The organism is Vibrio xiamenensis (genome assembly GCF_900100015.1).
Classification (GTDB): Bacteria; Pseudomonadota; Gammaproteobacteria; order Enterobacterales; family Vibrionaceae; genus Vibrio; species Vibrio xiamenensis.
Window position 1 is genome coordinate 64745 of sequence record NZ_FNDD01000003.1, and the last position, 20547, is coordinate 85291.

General features: G+C 45.1%; 12 protein-coding genes. 5 read left to right on the forward strand and 7 right to left on the reverse strand.

Annotated elements, in window-relative coordinates; genetic code table 11:
• Positions 1–190: 190 nt before the first annotated feature.
• The gene (locus BLS03_RS03525) at positions 191–1669 is read right to left on the reverse strand and encodes an MAC/perforin domain-containing protein (protein ID WP_093269767.1); all 1479 of its coding nucleotides are present in this window, start codon (positions 1667–1669) and stop codon (positions 191–193) included.
• A gap of 826 nt (positions 1670–2495) precedes the next feature.
• On the opposite strand from BLS03_RS03525, the gene BLS03_RS26010 reads away from it, so the two are divergent.
• Positions 2496–3905, forward strand: a complete 1410-nt coding sequence (locus BLS03_RS26010) for a family 43 glycosylhydrolase (protein ID WP_093269771.1) — start codon at positions 2496–2498, stop codon at positions 3903–3905.
• A gap of 81 nt (positions 3906–3986) precedes the next feature.
• Here the strand turns inward: BLS03_RS26010 and BLS03_RS03535 are convergent, their stop codons facing one another.
• Genes BLS03_RS03535 through BLS03_RS03545 form a run of 3 tightly spaced genes read right to left on the reverse strand, consistent with a single transcriptional unit; the run spans position 3987 to position 13768 of the window.
• Positions 3987–4274: a hypothetical protein gene (locus BLS03_RS03535; protein ID WP_093269774.1), complete on the reverse strand. Its 288-nt coding sequence runs from the start codon at positions 4272–4274 to the stop codon at positions 3987–3989.
• Positions 4271–12124 (reverse strand): two-partner secretion domain-containing protein, encoded by a 7854-nt coding sequence (locus tag BLS03_RS03540; protein WP_093269777.1) that lies wholly within the window; start codon positions 12122–12124, stop codon positions 4271–4273. Before BLS03_RS03540 ends, BLS03_RS03535 begins: the two co-directional genes overlap by 4 nt.
• Positions 12125–12142: 18 nt before the next feature.
• Complete coding sequence (locus tag BLS03_RS03545; protein WP_176765510.1) at positions 12143–13768, reverse strand: ShlB/FhaC/HecB family hemolysin secretion/activation protein; 1626 nt, start codon at positions 13766–13768, stop codon at positions 12143–12145.
• A gap of 379 nt (positions 13769–14147) precedes the next feature.
• Here BLS03_RS03545 and BLS03_RS03550 point away from each other — a divergent pair, with 379 nt between their 5' ends.
• The 3 genes from BLS03_RS03550 to BLS03_RS03560 all read left to right on the forward strand — a co-directional run bounded on the left by BLS03_RS03550 (position 14148) and on the right by BLS03_RS03560 (position 17772).
• On the forward strand, positions 14148–15038 hold the full coding sequence (locus BLS03_RS03550) for a tetratricopeptide repeat protein (RefSeq protein WP_093269782.1): 891 nt from the start codon (positions 14148–14150) through the stop codon (positions 15036–15038).
• A 373-nt stretch (positions 15039–15411) separates the two neighbouring features.
• The gene (locus BLS03_RS03555; RefSeq protein ID WP_093269785.1) at positions 15412–17397 is read left to right on the forward strand and encodes an LTA synthase family protein; all 1986 of its coding nucleotides are present in this window, start codon (positions 15412–15414) and stop codon (positions 17395–17397) included.
• An 18-nt stretch (positions 17398–17415) separates the two neighbouring features.
• Positions 17416–17772 (forward strand): diacylglycerol kinase, encoded by a 357-nt coding sequence (locus BLS03_RS03560; protein WP_093269788.1) that lies wholly within the window; start codon positions 17416–17418, stop codon positions 17770–17772.
• A gap of 60 nt (positions 17773–17832) precedes the next feature.
• Here BLS03_RS03560 and soxR read toward each other — a convergent pair whose 3' ends face one another.
• Entirely contained in the window at positions 17833–18270 is a 438-nt protein-coding gene (soxR, locus tag BLS03_RS03565) for a redox-sensitive transcriptional activator SoxR (RefSeq protein ID WP_093269791.1), read from the reverse strand.
• Between the two features lie 92 nt (positions 18271–18362).
• Between soxR and BLS03_RS03570 the strand changes: the two genes are divergently transcribed.
• Positions 18363–19556 carry an MFS transporter gene (locus BLS03_RS03570; RefSeq protein WP_093269794.1) on the forward strand — a complete coding sequence of 398 codons (1194 nt, stop codon included), beginning with the start codon at positions 18363–18365 and terminating at the stop codon, positions 19554–19556.
• Positions 19557–19707: 151 nt separating this feature from the next.
• Here the strand turns inward: BLS03_RS03570 and BLS03_RS03575 are convergent, their stop codons facing one another.
• Positions 19708–19902, reverse strand: a complete 195-nt coding sequence (locus BLS03_RS03575) for a hypothetical protein (RefSeq protein ID WP_093269796.1) — start codon at positions 19900–19902, stop codon at positions 19708–19710.
• Positions 19903–20057: 155 nt separating this feature from the next.
• Positions 20058–20513 carry a GNAT family N-acetyltransferase gene (locus tag BLS03_RS03580; RefSeq protein WP_093269799.1) on the reverse strand — a complete coding sequence of 152 codons (456 nt, stop codon included), beginning with the start codon at positions 20511–20513 and terminating at the stop codon, positions 20058–20060.
• Positions 20514–20547: the final 34 nt, after the last annotated feature.

A 20547-nucleotide genomic window follows, 5' to 3' on the forward strand; every position in this document is an offset into this window, starting at 1 on the left:
GGCTTTCTATACATGACACTTATCAATGAAAGCCAAATTATATTCTTATCACTAACAAAATGTGACCCTGTACCAAAGTCAGTGGCGATGTAGGGACCGTAAAAGCAAAAACCACCTTACGCCTGTGCATACAAGACATAAGGTGGTTTACTTAAAAAGCAGTCAAAAGTTGGCAACAAAAAAAGAACGACTACTCTTTTTTGGAGATTGGTAACATAAAGTCCGCTTGCAACAGTTTCAATGCCACCACACTTTTGGCGCGGCTGGACGAGCTGACTTTGATGCCCTGAATTACTTTGCCATTATTGTTTTCTGGTTCATACACCACTTCAAACCCGCCGCCGCTACTATGTGGCGCGTGCATATGGGAGACCAGCGGCTCTAAAGCCGAAACCGACTGATTGAATTTGTCTTTAACCTGAGTAATCAACTGGTAGTAAGCCACTAAACGGTTGAGGTTATTACTTTCTTCTCGCAGACCAAGTCCAGTCAGCGCGCAGCCTTCTGGCACTTCAACCAGGCGTTCATAATCTCCCGGATTAAAGCTGTTTTTGTCACCGTCGACTCGCCATTCTCTAAACCCAGTGGCAGCGTTTTCAAACTGCACGGCGCAGCGGGTAAAGTGGCACTTACTGTTAATCCGCGCGCCAAAACCGGTAACAAATTCAAGCGGATCCACGGTAAAACATCCAACTTGAATGCCATGATCACCTGGCCGAGAATAATCTTTCCACACCGGATCATAGCAGCGCGGCGTATACAAACGCGTAAACTCCATCTCAAGCGTATCTCTGCGAGTACTGTCTTTACATAGCTCCCAAACAGGCAGCAGCCCTTTATCGGTAAACGCCATCCAATCTGGGTTATCTGCAACGGTACTCACCCAATCATCCCACTGCTGATCATTGAGTAAGCTCGGATCGCCACCGAGAATCTGCAAACCTGTTTGCGAGTAAACATCGCTGGTGTTGACCTCAGTGCTAATACCAAATTCCGCAAACCCCGACACCCGCGCATACTTGGCTTTAGCTTGGGTGCTAAATTGCTGCAAACTTGAATAGTGTTGACTGCTGCCAGAACACATATAAGAGGCTCTCCCCCCTAAACGCACCCCTGCTACAATATGGGTTCCCCACTCATTGAACAGCGTTTTAGCTGGCACTTCAGGCGAATTAAGCGCGTTATCAAACTCTGGTATCAGAGCTAAATCGCGATAATTGGCCAGACGAAGCGTCCCGTACTGACACATCACATTAATAGCGACAAAATGGGTGCTCTTTTCGGTGCGAACATTTTGACTGTATTCCATAGTCAGTGAGCCCGAAAACGCGCCATAACGGCCCCGAACCCCGGCACGCGTGGAGATTTCCTTCTCAAAACTTCGAAATGAAGTTTGTTCTATGGTGTCTTTTTCACTCAAACTTTGGCCATTATTGAGTTCGCAAATTTGCGGATAGACGTAATACTGATTGCCCACCTTAACCGGTTCACTCGCCATCACATTGATATCTTGAAACACTGCTGGGCGTGACGAATTGCACGATTCCGCACTCGCCATCAGCCCTTGAAAGTCATACAGTTTGCCAATTGAATGGGCGCCTGAGACTAATTCGGCCTCGATATCTGCCCCAAAAGTTGGGACGGATTTGATTGCTGTCTGTTCAGCCATTGTGTTTATTTCCCTATCTTATTTAACTCAATTGAGAATCACTTTCTCAACCTCAATGCGTAATAAATTCGCCCAACCGAACAAGGTTGAGCGATATTCATTCGCAACGCTAAACATTGGACGAAAAATCTAGCCACGACAAACAAAGCTAAGTGATTGATAATTTATATTATTCATATAAAACAGAATGTTAAGAGAATGTATTAACCGCAATGTAAAGGTTAAATAATTCAAGGCTTATTTATAATAAATAAAGCAAACTATTCTTGGATTTAATAATTCGGCGCAGTTTCTGTCCAAGTCGCCTTGTGAACACAGACGCATTTCAAGGTAAGTTTTTCTATATGCTTCATTTTTCATATTCCGCAATTTTCTAATCCGACCAGTCGACCAAAAGCACTACGCAGCACTAGCCACTTTTCAGCAACACCCAAAACCATCACCCGCCATCAGAACTGGTGATATCGCGCATTGAAAATAAATAACGTGCTGCAGATTGCTCACTTTATTAATTTAATTACCAAAATAAATTGTCACATAAAATATAAACAAAACAATAACTAGTTAAACTTAAAATAATAGAATTAACGATAAATAAATATCACAAACAAAAAACAGCCTAATCAGTTTGTTATATTATTAAAAAACTAAGTTGTTGTTTTTACATTTTATTTCATGCAGAACATCACTTTTTATATTGGCAAAACGCTTATATATTCATCAAGCAATTATGAAGTTATAAAACACTTATACAGTTGTGGAACAAATGTCGTTTAGAACATTACCGATTATATATCGTATCCAATAATGCAAATAAGGAAACACAATGAAAAAACATCACACGGGTTTATTACTTTGCTCTGCCGTGCTCGCCAGTCCACTGGCTCTGGCATTAGATAACGGGGTTTACACCATTACCTCAAAACACAGCGATAAGTTGCTCGAAGTCACCAGTTGTTTGAGTGATGATGGCGACAATGTCGGCGTCTGGTCTGATACTGGCTACGACTGCCAAAAATGGTTAATCACTAACCAAGGCGATGATCAGTACGCGATCATCAACCTAAACAGTGGCAAAGCGTTGGAAGTTTACGAGTTTTCTAGCGACGATGGAGCTAACGTCAGCCAGTGGGAATTTAACTACCAAGACGGCCAGTTATGGACCATCGAGGAAAACGACGGTTACTACAGCTTTATCAACGTCAATAGCGGTAAAGCTCTCGACTTATATGATTTTGATACCTCCGATGGCGCCAACGTCGACCAATGGGAATACACCGCCAATGATGCTCAGTTGTGGACGCTTACCAAAACCGCCAGCGTTGAATCTGAGCCCTACGATCCATCCGTCACCGGCGGCAGTGAAGACCACTGGGAGTTGTCGGGCAACTTAGTCACTCACGATCCAACCTTAACTTATGAAGACGGTATTTGGTGGGAATTTCAAACCAGCGAAACCGGTATTGCTGGTAAATACTCAACCGACGGGCTGACATGGCTTGCTGCCGACAACATTTTCGCTGACGGTTTAGATTGGTGGACCGACTATGTACCCGAGAACGACGGCCTTAACGTTTGGGCGCCAGACATCAAATTCTATAATGGCACCGCGTGGATGTATTACACCGTGTCCACTTTTGGTTCAAATACCTCTGCGATTGGCTTAACCTCAACTGACAGCATCGTTGGTGGCGGCTGGCAAGATGACGGCTTGGTACTCAATACCACCGAAAATGACGATGATTATAATGCGCTCGACCCGGATTTGGTTGTTGCCAAAGATGGCGCGCCATGGCTGGTATTTGGCTCTTGGTTCTCAGGCATCAAGTTAACGCGTATCAACCCAGAAACCATGAAACCATTTGGTCCGTTATATGATTTGGCGGCTCGCTCTGGCGGCATTGAAGCGCCAAGCATCATCTATCGCCAAGGTTATTACTACCTGTTCGTTTCTGTCGGCGTGTGCTGCCAAGGCACCGATAGTACTTATCAAATCGCCTATGGCCGCTCTGAGTACATCACTGGCCCTTACGTGAATAAATCTGGCGAAACCATGCTCGATGGCAACGTCGAAATCTTTGACTCAGGTAATGACCGCTGGGTTGGACCAGGCGGCCAAGATATTCTCAACACCGATGTGATTATCCGCCACGCCTACGATGCCGAAGATGACGGAACCCCCAAAATGCTAATCAGTATTCTTAACTGGGATTCAGACGGCTGGCCAACTTATTAACCCCACCAAACGACAAGAGCTAAGCGCAGGCTTAGCTCTCTTCATCTCTGATAAAATAAAGTCAAAGAAAATGCAAATTCGTTATTCTGACCAACCATCATGAATAATAATTTTCTCACATTCATCTGCTAAATTCGAAAATCCTGTAGACATATCCAACAACGACGCTCTAATTAGAATTAAAGAATTTAGTAGTGCGACCTCTTCATTTTCGCTGAGCCTCTCTTGAAGCTCATCTATTCTCTGTTTAAAACTCTTTATATCCTCAGATAAGTCATCGATTTCTTGATTAATACTCCTAACGTCAACAGCAGGTTCTAATGGTAAACGTTCAAGATACTTGGATAAGTTGTTTAAGTTTTCAATCATTTTGGTAAAGTTCTCCCCTGTTTTAAAGCTACCTTAGTTTTTTTCTCATTAACAGTACCATCAAGGTTTAAAACAACTTTTATTTTGTTTTGTTTATTGAAAACTTCAAGATGGTCTTTATGCTTACCATCCAAATAGACTTGATCTCCTACTTTTAATATATTTCCTTTTTTTTCAGTAACTTCATAAACTCGCTGACCTTGATATTTTTTGGGACTCTTTTTCGTACTATTTGCTACAATTTCTCCAAATCCCGGCTGATTTAGGAAATCCTCCATTTTATCGACGGCTCCTTGGTTGGGCTCATAGTCAGTAGAGCTAGAGGTCACATCCAATAATGGATCAACACCCGAATCTGATGGGCTTTCTGTGCTACCCAACCCTTGTTCGTTGGTTGCCGTCGTCTCTGTTGACGGAGCTATCGGCTCTGCTGACTCGGTTACCGTAGTCGGATCATGGCTGTCTTGAACAGGTAATGAAGTCGAAGGATCTATTGAGTCGGCTTTCTCACTATTACTGCGCAACTCTTCAGCTTTAGCTACAACTTCCGCAGAAAATTGGGGCTGCTGTAAGTATTCATAAGAGGCTCTACGATCTCGGCTTGTGTCAGCTGATTTATAATCATCTAAAGATTGATTATACAGTTGCGCTAACTGCTGAATTTCCTGGTCTGAATATTGGGGTTCGAAATTCCAATTAAGTACTCCAGAACCATGAGAACTTCCAAACGAGCCAAACACCATGTCGCTACTAGCAATACCATAAGAAATACCTGCGCCTGCAACTAAAAGCGATGCCCCACTAACCAATTCAGGAGAGATTGCTGGGATCAGCAACCAAACAAAGTTGTCTCCTTTGCTTTTATCTAGTCCATCATATTCAGAATTATTCTGAATAACTCCAAATTCTGTATTACCAACATGGTTATTACTACTAGCCAAATCACCATAGCCATTAATACCTAATCCAACATCTAGATAATCCCCTATATTGCTTCCAAAATGGTCTGCATAGGTTTCGTTTTCCGTATCAGAGTATTGCTGACCACCGTTGGCGACATCCTGAGCGATCATCTCATGAACAGCTTCATGTACAGCAACTTGATTCAGTAGCTTAGTATCTCCGATCCTAGCATCGTTGATGTACGCATCACCCGTTTCATCAGAATGGAAACCTAGGCGAACATCGTCTGATTTGTCGATAATCTTGTTTTCATACCCATCCGTTTCATAGCCAAGCTCTACCATTACCGTATGAGTAACATCATCAAGCATCGCTTCTTTTTCTTGAGCGGTTAAATCTGGGTTTTGTAATGCAGCGGCCAGTTGAGGATCATTGGCAATTCTGGCTTTCACCGCATTATACGAATCCAATTGTTTCTGTGTTTCAAACACAATGTCTTCAACACCAACACGCTCTGTCATTATCGCCAGCGCAATACTTTCACGAATCATATCAGTGACCATCACGTCCTCTGATATTTTGTTGCGCCCAGTTTCTGAGAAGAATCGATGATCCACTGTAAAATCAAAATCGCCTTGCTGGCGTGTTACATCGTAAAGATCTTTATCAGATTGAGTAATATCGCGATTTAAAGAAGTCAGTTGCTCGTCATCAGTTTGAGTAACTTGAATATCACCCGAGCCAATGGTTGCGAGTGATTTAGTCTTTTGATAATTCGACTCATCGCTATACTGAAGGTTTGACGATCCCTCAGAGAGATCAAACTGACCTGTCTTATCTGTTCCGATATTGCCACTTACATTGGCGCTCTGATTACTTTGGTAGCTGGTATTACTGAGGTCAGAATAAGTCAACGTATTAGTGGAAAGCGATAGCGCCCCTAAATCTTCCCCCTGCTCATTACTTGTAGCGAGCACAGCACCTTTTAAGTCGGTATTCCCAGCAACAGTAATATCAGCACTGCCCCCAGAAATAATCGATGTAGTAATGGTATTTCGGTTAGAAGAAGTGCCACTCCCTAAGTTAAACCCACCATTAACCCCGTTGATGTCAGTTCCACTCGCAGAATTCGACGTGCTGGTCGATAGTCCGCCACTTACACCTTGATTGTGACTGCTGCTAGTATTCAGATTTTGTACCGATGCGACATTAAGGTCGCCGCCGACATTCACCTCCAATTCAGAACCTGCGCTAACATTAGCGCCGATAATATTTGTATCTTGCTGTGAGGAAAGAGTAATGCGGTTACTCGACAATGAGCTGTTGGTATAACTCGTTGAATTAGATTGGCTACCAGAACGACTTAAATTGGCATTAATATTTGCCCCGGTCGCAGCACCATGAGCTGATAAAGAAAGCGAAATGGAGCCAGATTGCCCTGAATTCTGACTCTGAGTTTCATCTTCAGACGCCGTTACGTTGATGGTATTACTCGAAAGAGCAAGAGTATCCGAAGCGGAAATAGTCGACCCTTGGACAGTAATCTCGTCCTCGTCGTTTAATCCAGAGCTGATTGTGACATTTTGACCTGAAAGCGCAGATGCAACGGAAGCTGTACCACTATTGGTCGTGGTATTTTTCGAAACACTCATATTAACGTCAAGGGAAGCGTTAAATCCTTGAGTAACACTGCTGTCCATTGAAGTATGAATTTGCTGAGCAAGAAGAGTAGATTTGGATGCCACATCTTCCGTAGCCAACGCAATGCCTGCGGTATACCAAGATTCATCGGCTTTAGACGCGGAAATCAGGTTGCTTAATTCGGTTAGATCTTCCTGTGAAACACCCGCGACGTTGTTGTCCAAGTCTTGCTGAAGCTTAGCGTAACTCTCTTCTAACTCTGATAATTGGTCTTTGTAATCTTGATAATCATCTTTTGCTTGTTTAAGCGCTTTAACTGAGTCTTTGAGTGCCACCGAGGCATCGTAAGTATCTGCTATTTGATGTTTAACGGTAAAATTAACCGCTGCACTACCATGAGTTTGGTCGGTTTGAGTTTGATAAGTATCTTTAACTTCTTGAACTAATACATCGCCTTTTGCACTGAGCGATAAATTGCCTTGGGCATCAGCATCGTTGTCAGCAGCTAACTGAGAACCTTCAATGACAATATCCTGCTGGCTGTCCAACGTGACATCATTTTTCGCAATAATAGACGATGCTGTATGCGACGTTGATTGAGTTTGAGTATCGACTTTGTCATAACTCGCCTGCGCAATCTGCATCGAAACGCGACCATCTTTTAGATCCTCTAAACCACCGAGCAATCCAGTAAAGTTACCCAGTGCAAGTGACGCAAAATTGGCAGCATTCGCTACATCGCCAAAACCGATCGACATCTGTTCGTCGTTCGAATAGGAACTGGTTTGGTTTTCTGCCGCGAGCACTTGAATATCGCCCGATTGACTGCTTAAGTTGGCGCTGCCATTGGTCGCGAGGGTTGAACCCACTAAAGTGACGTCACCGCCAGAAATGTTTAAGTCACTGCCAGATTGAATTTGGCTACCTTGTGCGGTGGACGAAGTCACCCCTTCGCGGTGGGAGCTCATCGAATAGATATCGCCGCCGCTTAGCAAGCTGCTTTCTTCACTCCATTGCTGACTGCTGCGCTGCGCATAATCCGCGCCGACCACCACTTGGTTTTCAGCTTCGAGGTCAACTTGACCACCGGCACTGATATTACTGGCGATCACCCCAATATCATTGCCCGACTGGATAGAGACATCAGCACCGGTAATCACGTTAGCGCTGCCAAGTAACGTAGCATCATCAATGCTACCGGTATTCTTACCCGTTAAACCACCAAAGCCACTTTTTTGCGTTTCATGACGTTCATATTCACGGTAGCTTTGCGCGGCAAGTACCACATCGCCATCGGCTGCCAAATTGACGCTGCTATCTGCATTAAGTTGGGCACCAACTAAGGTCAAATCGCTCGCTTGGCCATCGGCGTCCGTTCCTGCACTGATGGTAATATTGCTCGCCGCTATCTCAGTGGCATTCACGCTTTCCGTTAAGCTTTCATCAATCGTGGTTTTTTTGCGGCCAAATGATTTTTTCTTAGTGGTTTTGTCATAGCTGTAAGTGCTGTCATTTGCAGCCAATAAGCTTACATCACCATCTGCAGCAAGGCTTACCCCTTGCTGTGCATCCAACTTGGCTGATGTCATCGCTAAATCGCCGCCAGCGGCAATGCTAATGTTATCCGCGCTAAGCCCCACCCCTTGATGGGTGACCGAAGAGGAAGACTCCTGATGACCTCGCTTGGTCAGCGTCTGTGATAATTCATCCACCGCCGTGGTAAAACTAACGTCTTGCCCGGCACTGAGAGCTAAATTGCCAAGCGCAGCAAAATTGGATCCGGCGGCGTTAATATCTTGCTGCGCCGTAATGACCAAGTTGCCATTTGAACTGATATCGGAAGCAATATTGGTTACAACGGATGTCGTTTGCACTGCGTTGCCATCAGTTTGGAAGTTAGTGGTTTGATTCCGAGCAGCGCTTACATTAACGGAACCACCAGCATTCAATGCAATATCACCCTGCGCGGCAAGGTTCGCGGCATCAATGTTAATGTCTTTACCTGCATCAATATTCAGCGTATTACGCGCTGTGATTGAAGCCGTGCTGCCGACATTGGTCAACACGTCAGATGCATTGCTGGCTGGCGAATTTTTTACCAAATGACCACCAGCATCAACGCTGAGCGTTTCTACCTGAGTCTGATTGAGCACATTGCCTTCAGTACTGACTAAAGACACTGCGTTACCTGAGATACTTGCACCAATATTGGCGATATCGTTTTGCGCGGCTAATGACACGTCACCTTGCGCGTCAATCGCCCCATTTTGGTTGGTAATACTATCTTGCGCACTAAGGTCAATATCCCCTTCTGCAGTGATTGAACCGTTTTGGTTGGTGATGGTATTGGCGGCGATTTCAATATCATTACCTGAAATTAACGCACCACCTTGTGCAAGGCTTTGCTCTGTCGCCGACGCCAAATACAACTTCGGTGCCAAGACTTCTTGACCATCAATAGTGATTTTTTCATACCAAATAATGTCTTGGCTTAAGTTGGCGATTTGCTCTGATGTCAGAGCCACTCCAACTTGCAAATCAAGCTCTGATTGCGCCTGCGCTGCTGCATCCATTAACGCCTGCATTTGCGCCAGATCACTGCCCACCTCATCGCTTAAATAGCGCTGGCCTGTCTGCTCAAAAATGGCTTGGGTGATGGTGCGCGTGTCGTAATACGCATCGCCGAGGAATTTGATGTCTTGCTCTGGCTCATAATCGAGCTTATCAAGGAAGTAATCCGAGCCAATGAAATTGCCAATATCCGTTAATAATGGATTCGTTTCAATAACATAATGACTTTGCGGATCGGTACTAGGGACGAATAGTCCGTTTGGCGACTCAGGAATCGTGTAATTTGGAAACGCAACATCGTTGTCACTAATAAACGCGTTGTCAGCTTGATCGTCAGGCAGAGTCACCACGGGCGCTCCCGGCAGTGCTAAATCGGAGCCTTGTGCATTCGCTTGGGTCGTGCCGTTGTCAACAGAATCCGTCGCATTAATACTGATGTCACCATTGGCAATGATTGATGCGTTGTAGAGCTCACCTTGCTCGGTTTCGGTTGTGATCTTACGATTTGCAGTAAGCTTTGTTCCCTTTATATAAGTGGAGAAACCAGCCGCTTGATAATTTGCATAAACTGTATTTTTGGTCGCTTGAAGCGCTCGGTTGGCAACAGTAGTGGCATCAATAGAAAGCGCATTTTCACTAAAAATCAGCGACGCGATATTAGAAAAAGAATCCGCACCGATATGAATATTATTACCGGCTTTAATACTGGAGGTATCACCTTCAATATCGACAATCGTTTCATCAGATGACATGACTCGCTGCTCAGCAATACCGGAATAAACATACTTGGTACTGCAGGTTTCGTGACCGCCTGACGCACTACCACCACCGGCATCATGACAAGATTCAGTTGCCGATAATAAAGTTGTTGTCTTGGTTATTTTACTCGGAGCACTATTAGAAATACTGGCGGTCGTTTCTTCAGCCTTTACGCGAGTATTTTCAATCGTATCCGCGTTAAGAGTGATATCCCCTTGCGCTTCGATATTGCCCGAACGGTTATAGAATCCGGCACTGCGTTCACCATCAGTCATGCCTTGGGAGACAAAATTACCACCAATCAGCATATCGCCTTGCTGGTTCACTACATCGCCATCGACATTCAAACGGGTATCTTGCCCGCTATAAAGTAAACCACTATTGGTCACATCTTGCGTCGCACTAACTTGAATATTGTTCCCAGCAATCAGTGAACCTTGGTTCGTAACATCCGTACCCGTAAGATCAATATTTTTTGCCGACTGTAAAACGCCTTGGCTGGTCAGCGACTGGGCGGTTAAATCCAGTGCTTGACTGGCGTTAAGATGCCCTTGTTCACCCACAGCCAGGCTATCGAGTTGAGAGCTGATATTCGAGCCTTGTAATTGAGCATTAATATCTGCTGCGCCGCCCGTAAGTGAAATACGCTGCGCGCTAATGCTTCCATCACCAGCTAGCTGATAGGAGTCTCCAGAGAATGCAACTTGCTGGGCAACTTGAATCTCGCCTTGGTTCGTTAAAGAAGAAAGGCTGGTTAACTCAGCTTGAGTCGCTTGAATTTGGCTTGTTTCATTAAGGCTCACTTGCGATGCGTTCGTCGTTAACTCATCGCTAGAGACCACTTGAGCATCCTCTAACGTCAATGATTGTGCACTGACGTTTAGCTTACCTTGCTGAGTAATCGTGCCATCACTATCAAGTCCGGCATTAACGCTCGATTGTGCGATCTGAATATCTTGTTCAGCACTTAAGCTCAACTCACTTTGCGCAGCAAGGGTTGCGTTTGTCACCGCGATCGAGTTTGCTTGGGCGTTAAAATCATTCCCTGCATACTGCTGACCAGCGAGAGTAAGCTGTTTAGCAGTAGTAACAGAAATATCTTGAGTGGCACTCGCACTGCCAAGGGTGATTTGCCCGTCTGCCGAGATCTGAATGTTGCCAGCGCTTGCAGCAAGATTGCCAACGTTAACGCCAACACCACTGTCTGTTGAAATCAGTTGAATGCGCCCTGCGTACATGCCACCTAGCGCAGCAGCATCAATAGCAACCTCTGGCTTAACTGCACCAGTGGTATTTTGATGAGTAACATGATTGGTTTGATAATCAACTTGGTTATCACCAGCGACAACCGTAAGATCTTTGGCATGAATATCCGCACTGACTTTGGCCGCGCGCGTAATAATATCGAAGTAAGTTTGGTTACTCCCATCAAGACCAAGCCCTTCAATACTGATATTACCTTGTGAGACATCAAATCCACTCAAACGCCCATCGCTAATTTGCGGCGTACCCGTTGAGAGCGTGACTCGTGGCGTATTGATAAATCCACAACCATCACAAGTGATCCCGTAAGGGTTCGCCAAAATTACGTTGGCTTGGTTACCCAAAACCTCAGTATATCCGTTGAGCTGACTGCGATTAGAGCCGGTCACCTCGTTGAGAATGACGCTCGCGGCTTGTCCTTTAAGATTGGAATTGCCTTCAACAATACCAGCCAATTGCGATTGAGAAAGCGCTTGGGTGGCGTTATTTAATATCAATCCCGAGGCGTCAACATTGAACATCTCGTATTGGTTGTGCGACAAGCCTTTGCTATTTGGAGCCGCGATATTAACCACTTCAACACCGTTGGCGGCTTGAGAAACTTGAGTATTGCTGTTACTCACCACGACATTTGCGAGTACCGGTTGAACGTTAATCGTCCAACATAACGTGTACACCATTAAGCGGTTAAATCGAGTTTGCCAAGAAGTCATGTTGCTTTACCTTGTGCTCTATATCGCAAAGCGAATTTGGTAGTTGACGACATAGTCATCAGCGGATAATTGATTTGGGTGTTGGATAGGAACGCCTATCGAAACAGAACTGGAATAGTAGCGATGAGCCATTCGTATGATGAGGGATGAGCCAAGCAAAGACCCACGCTCAAGCTCATCTTGTTCATCGGTTTTAATCGTGCCGGTATCGAGCGCGAGTACGCTACTCACTTGCCCAACCACTGGCCATTGACCGATTTGATACGTCAGATCATTACGCCAGTAATAACCTTCATCACCAGAGATCGAGATGTTCTTAAACCCTCGAACCGAATATTCACCACCAATGCTCAAACGCTGGTTACTGTATAAAGTGTCATTGCTCCATTGCCCGTATAATGTCGTGGAATAACGAAGCTTGGGTGACAGCGGATAGGTATAACTTAGCGTTAAATCTGCACGGTCAAATTTTGATATCGGAGCGCTTGATGACTGACCGGTATCACCAATCGCGTTAAACCATTCAGTGCCTTTACTGTATTTGGGTTGCGCCGTGACAAACGCATTACCTAGACGAGAGCTCCATTCCACACCGATGCTAAAATGGGTTAAATTTCGGCTGCTACTATCAAGTTTGGTTCCAAGCAAATAATTACGCTCACGACGGTGAGTCACAGAGGTCGTCAATTTCGCTTTGGTTTGACTATCACGAAAAAATAACCAATTCGCCCCAAGCTGATAGACATTCGTGTGACCATCGGTAGAAATATTAAAACCATTATTTTCAAAGCTATTCTCGTAACTGGAATAGGTCATCTGAGAGCTGTAATTCCAATATCCCCAAGGCACATCAATGTTCAAGTTGGCACTTTGCGAGTCAAACGCAGTTGAAAATTCACTGCTTTTGCTGCCCGAAATCGACACAGATTCAAGACCGCCTAAGCCGTTTTCTCCACTTAACGACACCGATAATTGTGTCTCACCGGTACTGGTTGAACCACCATTATTGAATCCCAAAGAACTGCCCCAAAAAGCAGCTTCTGGCGTCGTTATTTCAACGATGGTGTAACCCTGATTCTGTGAAGGAACCAATTTGATTTGAGCGTTATAGCGCTGTAAACGATTAATTTGATCGAGTCCTTGCTCAATGTCTCTCAAATTTAAAATTCGTCCGTTGAGTAAAGGAAAGGCAAAATCAAGCAAGCTATTAGACTGACCATTCCAGCGAATGCCTTCTAAACGGCCTTCAAGAATCACGATATTGAGATGCCCAGACTTAAGATTTTGTGGTGTTAGATAAGCTCGTGATGTTACATAGCCATTCTCAATATAGAGGTTGGTGATTTTACGTAGCATTTCATTGATCCCCGCCAAACCTAAGCATTGAGGCTTATAGTTAATCAATTGATTTAGCTCATCATTATCAAATATCGTATTTCCTTGATAGCCAATCGAAGCAATCTCAAAGCATGATCCATCCTCCCGAATTGGAGATTCAGGAAGCGTGGGTAAAGGAGTTAACGTTTCAAGTTGCTGCTCTTGTTGCTTAATCGCTTCAAGACGCTGTTGCTGACTTTTTTCAATTTCATTTTGCACGCTAGGAGGGAGAGGCGCAGAAGACACAAAAAAAGAAATTGATGACACCAACAAGCCGAAAAGGTGTTTTTTCAATATCAAATATAACTAACGCTTTAGTTTATAAAATTGAGCGTTTTTTTAATTCAATTCAGAATAAAAGTTCACCAAATAAGCACAAAAAGGTGACGCATATCACAATAAAACACAATGTAACCGATTGCATAAAATTTATTTAATATTTTTAGAAAATGGTCGCCCCTAACTTAACAACATAGCTTCCTGTAAACTTCTTCGCCTAAAATTTACAGAACGGCACGTTTTAGCAGGTAAAATCCAATTTAGATTCCGAAAAGGTCGTTTTGATATGGCGATTTTTGCGCTTACCCTTAACATTTTGTTATCGTAAGCGGCGACAATTTTTAAATATTCACATAGGTTTAGGTTAATGCGTCCATTGTTAGTCATACTACTCGCCTCTCTCCTCGCGGTTTTTTCGGTGCATGCCGAAGACGCCAAAAAGTATTCGCAAACCGATATGTTAGATAGACCGCTGATGGAGCGCTATATCCTTGACGAGCTCAAGTCGCTGCGCCAAGACCAGCAAGATCTCGAGCGTAAGCTGACCGTTGAAATCACCGACCGCGAATTAGCGGTGGCGGATAAATCTCTCAACTACGCCAACGTCACTGTCACTTACTTCTTTTATATCATTGCTGGCGTTGCCTCGATGGTTGCTTTGTTCGGTTGGCAATCGCTGCGCGATATCAAACACAACACCAAAGAAATGGCCGATAAACGCTTGAACAAAATCGCCCAAGACTATGAGAAGAAATTTTTGGCTTTGGAGCGCGATTTGAAGCGTAAAACACGCATCATCAGTGAAAACAACAAAGAAATCGAGAAAATCAACGAAATCCATAACTTATGGCTTCGCGCTCAAAGCATGCCGACCCCAGAACAACGTATCGAAGTCTACGATGAAATCTTGCGTATACGCCCTGGTGATTTAGAAGCGCTGACGTACAAAGCTGACGCCGCAATGGAAATAAACGAATATCACTGGGCGATGAGCATCTGTAACCGCGTACTAGAAGTGGATGATGCTAACGGTCCAGCGCTTTACCAACGAGCCTGCGCCTATTCACGTCTTGGCGCTGAAGATCAAGCAGTCGAAGATTTAGAACGCGCAATTGAAGCAAGCCCTTCAGTGCGTGATTTGATTGCTGATGAAAGAGACCTCGAGCCACTGCACGGTCATCGTCGTTTTGATGCCTTGATTGCCGGAGAGCATCTTGACAAAAATATTGATAAAAGCGGCGAAAACACCCCGAGCTAATATCCGCAAAGCACTCTGCTAAGCAGAGTGCTTCACCCACCCATGATACTTAAATCGTACCTGCGAACTAAGCATCATGGGATTTCAAACAACGCCTTTGCTTAACGCTTTGCATCACTAGTACTTTGGGTTCCTAATCAAAACCTCACGCTCTCACACTTCACCGCTTCGCTCACAATAAAATCGCATGCAATTCAATATGAAAATCAACGACCCACAAACAGAATGAAATATTGTTAAACAACTCAAACTTTGGCGGTATGAAATTCGATTTATTAAGCCATTCTTAAGTTCAGTTCGTTAGACTCGCACTAAAGGTTGTTATCGCCACCATATAGGCATCTAAAGTGCAGCAAAGGAATGAACTTAAGTTATGACGAATTTTAAAAGACGATTAGGCCCGCTTTACCCTATTGCGATGGCCAGCATCGCTGTTGTTTTAATTTTCACCCTATCACGGATCGCTCTATCACTGTGGCAAGCAGAACGCATCGACTCTTTCTCATCATGGTTTTCTATCTTTGCAAGCGGTTTACGCATTGATATCGCCTCGATCTGTTTCTTATTTATTCTGCCTGCGTTTTTGTCGCCACTGCTAAGCGGCGAGCACCGACTTGGCCAAGTCTGGCGCTGGGTACTGCGTGTTTGGATCACCGCAGGGCTTTGGCTTGCGGTCTACATGGAAGCAGCAACGCCGCCGTTTATCTCGGAATATGACCTTAGACCTAACCGTTTGTTTATAGAGTATCTTGTCTACCCCAAAGAAGTGTTTGGCATGTTATGGAGTGGCTATAAGCTCGAATTACTATTGGCCACGATGGTAACCATCGCAACGCTCGTTATCGGTTGGAAATGGAGCCGTTCAATCACTCGCGATTTGGCTATGCCGAAATGGTATTGGCGACCGGTTATCGCGGTTGTGGTGTTGGCGATTGGCATTCTCGGTGCTCGCTCAACCTTGGGCCATCGACCACTCAACCCTGCAATGGTGGCATTTTCTAGCGATCCTCTGGTGAATGATCTGACTCTAAACTCGTCATATGCGGTAATTTTTGCTGCCAAGCAGATGGGCAGTGAAGCCAACGCTTTTGAGTTTTACCCGAAAATGCCGCAACAAGATATCGTGGCACAAGTGCGCGCTTCAATGAATGTCAGCCCTAATGATTTCGTCAACGGAGAAGCGCCGACACTTGCCAAGCGTTACGCCAGTAATCAGCAATCGCAAAAGAACATTGTCATTTTACTGCTTGAAAGCCACGGCGCTCGCTATGTTAAAAGCTTAGGAGGCATTGATGTATCGCCAAATATCGACCAGTTGATCAACGACGGTTGGGCATTCACTCGCATGTACGCATCAGGGACGCGTTCAGTGCGAGGTTTAGAAGCGGTAACGACAGGCTTCTCACCAACGCCTGCGCGCTCGGTGGTCAAACTCGGTAAAAGCCAAACCAACTTCTTTACCATTGCCGATCTGTTGGCTCACAATGACTATCACACCCAGTTTATCTACGGTGGAGAAAGCCATTTTGACAATATGAAGCGCTTTTTCCTCGGTAACGGCTTTACCGATATCCAAGACTTCCCGACCTTCACCAATCCGAAATTTGTCGGCTCTTGGGGAGCGAGCGATGAGGATCTGTTCAATAAAGCGGATCAGCAGTTTACTCGCTTGAGTAAACAAGGTAAGCCTTTCTTTAGCTTGGTATTTACCTCATCAAACCACAGTCCGTTTGAATACCCAGACAATACCATTAAGCCCTACAATCAGCCGAAAAATACCGTTGAAAATGCGGTGCATTATGCCGATTATGCCCTTGGTCAGTTTGTTGCCAAAGCCAAAGCGTCAAGCTACTGGAATAACACCGTATTTGCGGTGATTGCCGACCACGATGCGCGATCTTTTGGATCGTCACCGGTACCGATTGGTCACTTTCATATTCCAGCGGTCATTTTCGGCGGCGGAATTGAAGCTCACAAAGATGATCGCTTAGTCAGCCAAATCGATTTAGCACCGACTCTACTCTCTTTAGCTGGCATCAACAGCGTGAACCCTATGATAGGTTTTGACCTCACCAAACCCGTGCCCGTTGAAAAGCAGCGCGCACTCATGCAACGTGATAAGAACTTTGCTTGGATGACGGCAAATAACCAAGTGGTCACACTGCTGCCCGGCCAAGGTATCGCTACTTATCGCTATGATTCAAACGTCGATAAACTCTCACCAGCACCGGTGGCACAAAATGTTATCGACCAAGCCCATGCGAATGCGATGTGGGGCAGCCTAGCGTTTGAAAAAGATTACTATACCGCGCGAAACAGTTATAAAGTTGGCGACAGCGTCAACCACACACAACCCTAAAATCAGGAACTATTCGTAATGAAAACAGGTCACACTGGGATTAAGCGTATCGTTTACGCCACCGGGTATTCATTTAAAGGATTGAGAGCTGCGTGGTGCAACGAAGCCGCTTTTCGTCAAGAGAGTGTCGCAGCCTTGGTGTTAATCGTTGTGGCGTTTTTTCTGCCAGTCAGCAAACTTGAGCAGTTGGCAATGATCGGCAGTTTAGCCATCGTATTGATTGCCGAGTTAATGAACTCAGCGGTTGAAGCTGTGGTTGACCGCATCAGTGATGAACACCATGAATTGAGTGGACGTGCGAAAGACATTGGCTCTGCCGCAGTATTTGTCTCATTGGCACTAGCCGCATTTACTTGGGGCTATATTCTGATCTAGAACACCAAGAACCCAAGGTTTAGTCACCGTAACTCGGTGGCTAAAACCAATATTGAATTATCACGGTTTTGATGGCACCACCAAATTGCTTCCTGGGCGCACCTCGCCCCATTTATCCTGCGGATTTTGCAACGCGCAGCGCTCAAGAGATAAACACCCACAACCAATGCATTCACCAAGACTGTTTTGCAGTTTTCTCAGCGCTTGAATTCGACGCTCAAGAAGTTGATGCCACGAACTCGCCATCGCTTGCCATTCACTTTTATTCGGCGCCTGATGCTTAGGCAGGTGCACAAACGCTTGGCTTATCTCTTCAAGAGTTAAACCTACTTGCTGCGCGGCTTTAATCACCGCGACCCGCCTTAGAACACTGCGCTCATAACGGCGTTGGTTCCCCGCATTACGACCGCTAAAAATAAGCCCTTTCTGCTCATAAAAATGCAGCGCGGATACTTTAACATTAGCGCGCTTCGCCACTTCTCCAACACTTAATTCCATCGCCATTCCCTTGGTTAAAAAACCGCTTTACCTCAAGTTAACTTGAGGTTTTAGAGTAGCAATAAATACCGCAATTGACATGGATAATTTCAATGAAAAACAAAACTCTCGCGTATTTAACCGGGCGCTTTTTTGATGGCATCTCATCGGGACTGTTTATGATGGCCCTGCCTTGGCTGATGTTACAAAGCCCCAATATGGGCACCTTTGTCGCCCTAGTGGCGCTAAGCTGCACCCTAATTTCATTTGTTGCAACGCCGTATTTCTCGCGCCTGATTGACCGTTATTCCCGTAAGCAACTGCTCATCGTTAATCAAGTGCTGCAAGCTTCAGTCGCGCTGATTGTCACTTTGGTTTATGCCGCAGGATTACAGTCAAACTGGCTACTCGCCGGAGCACAATTGCTGTTTTGGGTCTCAAGTAATTTAGCTTGGAATACCAACAACGCATTCACTCAAGAAAACTATACCCAAAATGAGTATGCGCGTATTTCCGGCCAGCAAGAGGTGGTGATGCAAGGCACTACGCTTGGCGCTGGCGCACTTGGCATTGTGCTACTTGAGCATTGGGGGATGTTCGAATTTGCTCTGTTTGCCACTTTGGCATCCACCATCGCAGCTATCGCTTACTGGCTAACTCCGTACACCAGAAAATTCATCGCCAGCAAACACCATTCTCTCGTCCAAGATTTGGGGTTAGTTCGCCAAGAACTCGGTGCGCAAAAGCGCTTCTATACGCTGGTTTTTCTGTCGTGTTTGACTTATCCAATGCTGACTTACTTATCCAAACTGGTACCGATTTGGTTTGCTGAGCACAATGTCTCTGGGCAATGGTTTGCCGCTTACAATCTGTGCTTTGGCTTGGGTTCGTTAGTGACAGGTTTAGTGGTTAGCCGATTGTTAGCTCGCTGGTCATCCCCGACCTTGATTCAATTCGCTCTTTTTGGTGTTAGCGGATTGTTGGTCGTCATGAGCCTATCCACACCGCTGTATTTAGTTACCTTCACCGCTGGATTTGGCTTTTTTAATGCGCTCAATCGCATCGCTAGAACCAACTGGATGCATCATCAAGTGGACATGAATATCCGCGGCAGAATCGATGGTGCGATGGGAATGCTCAGCACCCTGACTCAATCGCTGGGCTATGTGTTAATTGCGCTACTCAGTTACGCGAATATGACATTATGGGGCTTTTATATCGCTGCCGCATTGATGCTACTGGTGTCGTTGTTTGCGCTGCGTTTGAATGTGGCTAAAAGCGCAGAACCGCTACTTAACGCTCACTAGGTACTATTCTCCTTGTCGCTACTCTTGAACTCTTCGTAGGGCTGAGGCAGTACAGAAGGTACAAAAAAAGCCGGACTCTCGACCGGCTTTCATCAAGTGGCTATTGGATCAAAGCTATCACTCACAGTGGCAGCTCGAACGAAATAGCAGGCTATTTTTCTAAGCTCATCCCAATGTCGCTGAGTTTGTCACGAAATGATTCAATGGTGTCGGCTTTGTAGGTTGGTGAGCCGTTAAAGTAGCGGGGTTTTTCGGGAAGCATTGCATTTTTTAACTGTTTTTCTTGTTCAAGATCATCGTGATAGACAGTGACTCGATTGGGAATATCCTGCTTAAACGTTGCCATTAGCATCTCCTTTTACTGACGTTGTTGCCTATTTAAGCGTAGTGTAACGAGTCAAGCTGTCAAAAAACTGGGCCGTGCTCTGACCAAAATTTTACATAACTAGATGTAATTCAAACCGTTAACCGAATGTTAAAGGGTAACGTAGCCACAAACCGTTACACCTCACGGGTCATAAACAAACTGTAAGGATCAAGCTGATAATCCCCAAAAGGTCCGCACTCGACAAAGCCGTACGATTGGTACAAGCGATGCGCAGGATGGAAAAATTCCATCGAACCAGTTTCTAAACTCAAACGTTGGTAACCTTGCTGCTTGGCATGCTCAATGATGTGCGCGAGTAATTTCGATGCGATGCCTTGTTTGCGCGCGCTGGTTGCTGTGCGCATGGATTTAATTTCACCATGTTGATCATCGAGGCGCTTGAGCGCGCCACAACCAAGCAGTTGGTCATTATTCCATAGGGTCCAAAAGGTGACCGATGGGTGCTGCAGACCTGAAACGTCCAATGCGTGCACGCTCTCTTCCGGCGAGTTGCTATTCATATCTTGCAGATGTTGATTGAGCAGTTCGAGTACTTGTGGGTGGGTAATAGGGTCGACTTTGATTTCCATCGAGACACATCCTGATTGTTAAAAAATCCTTTGC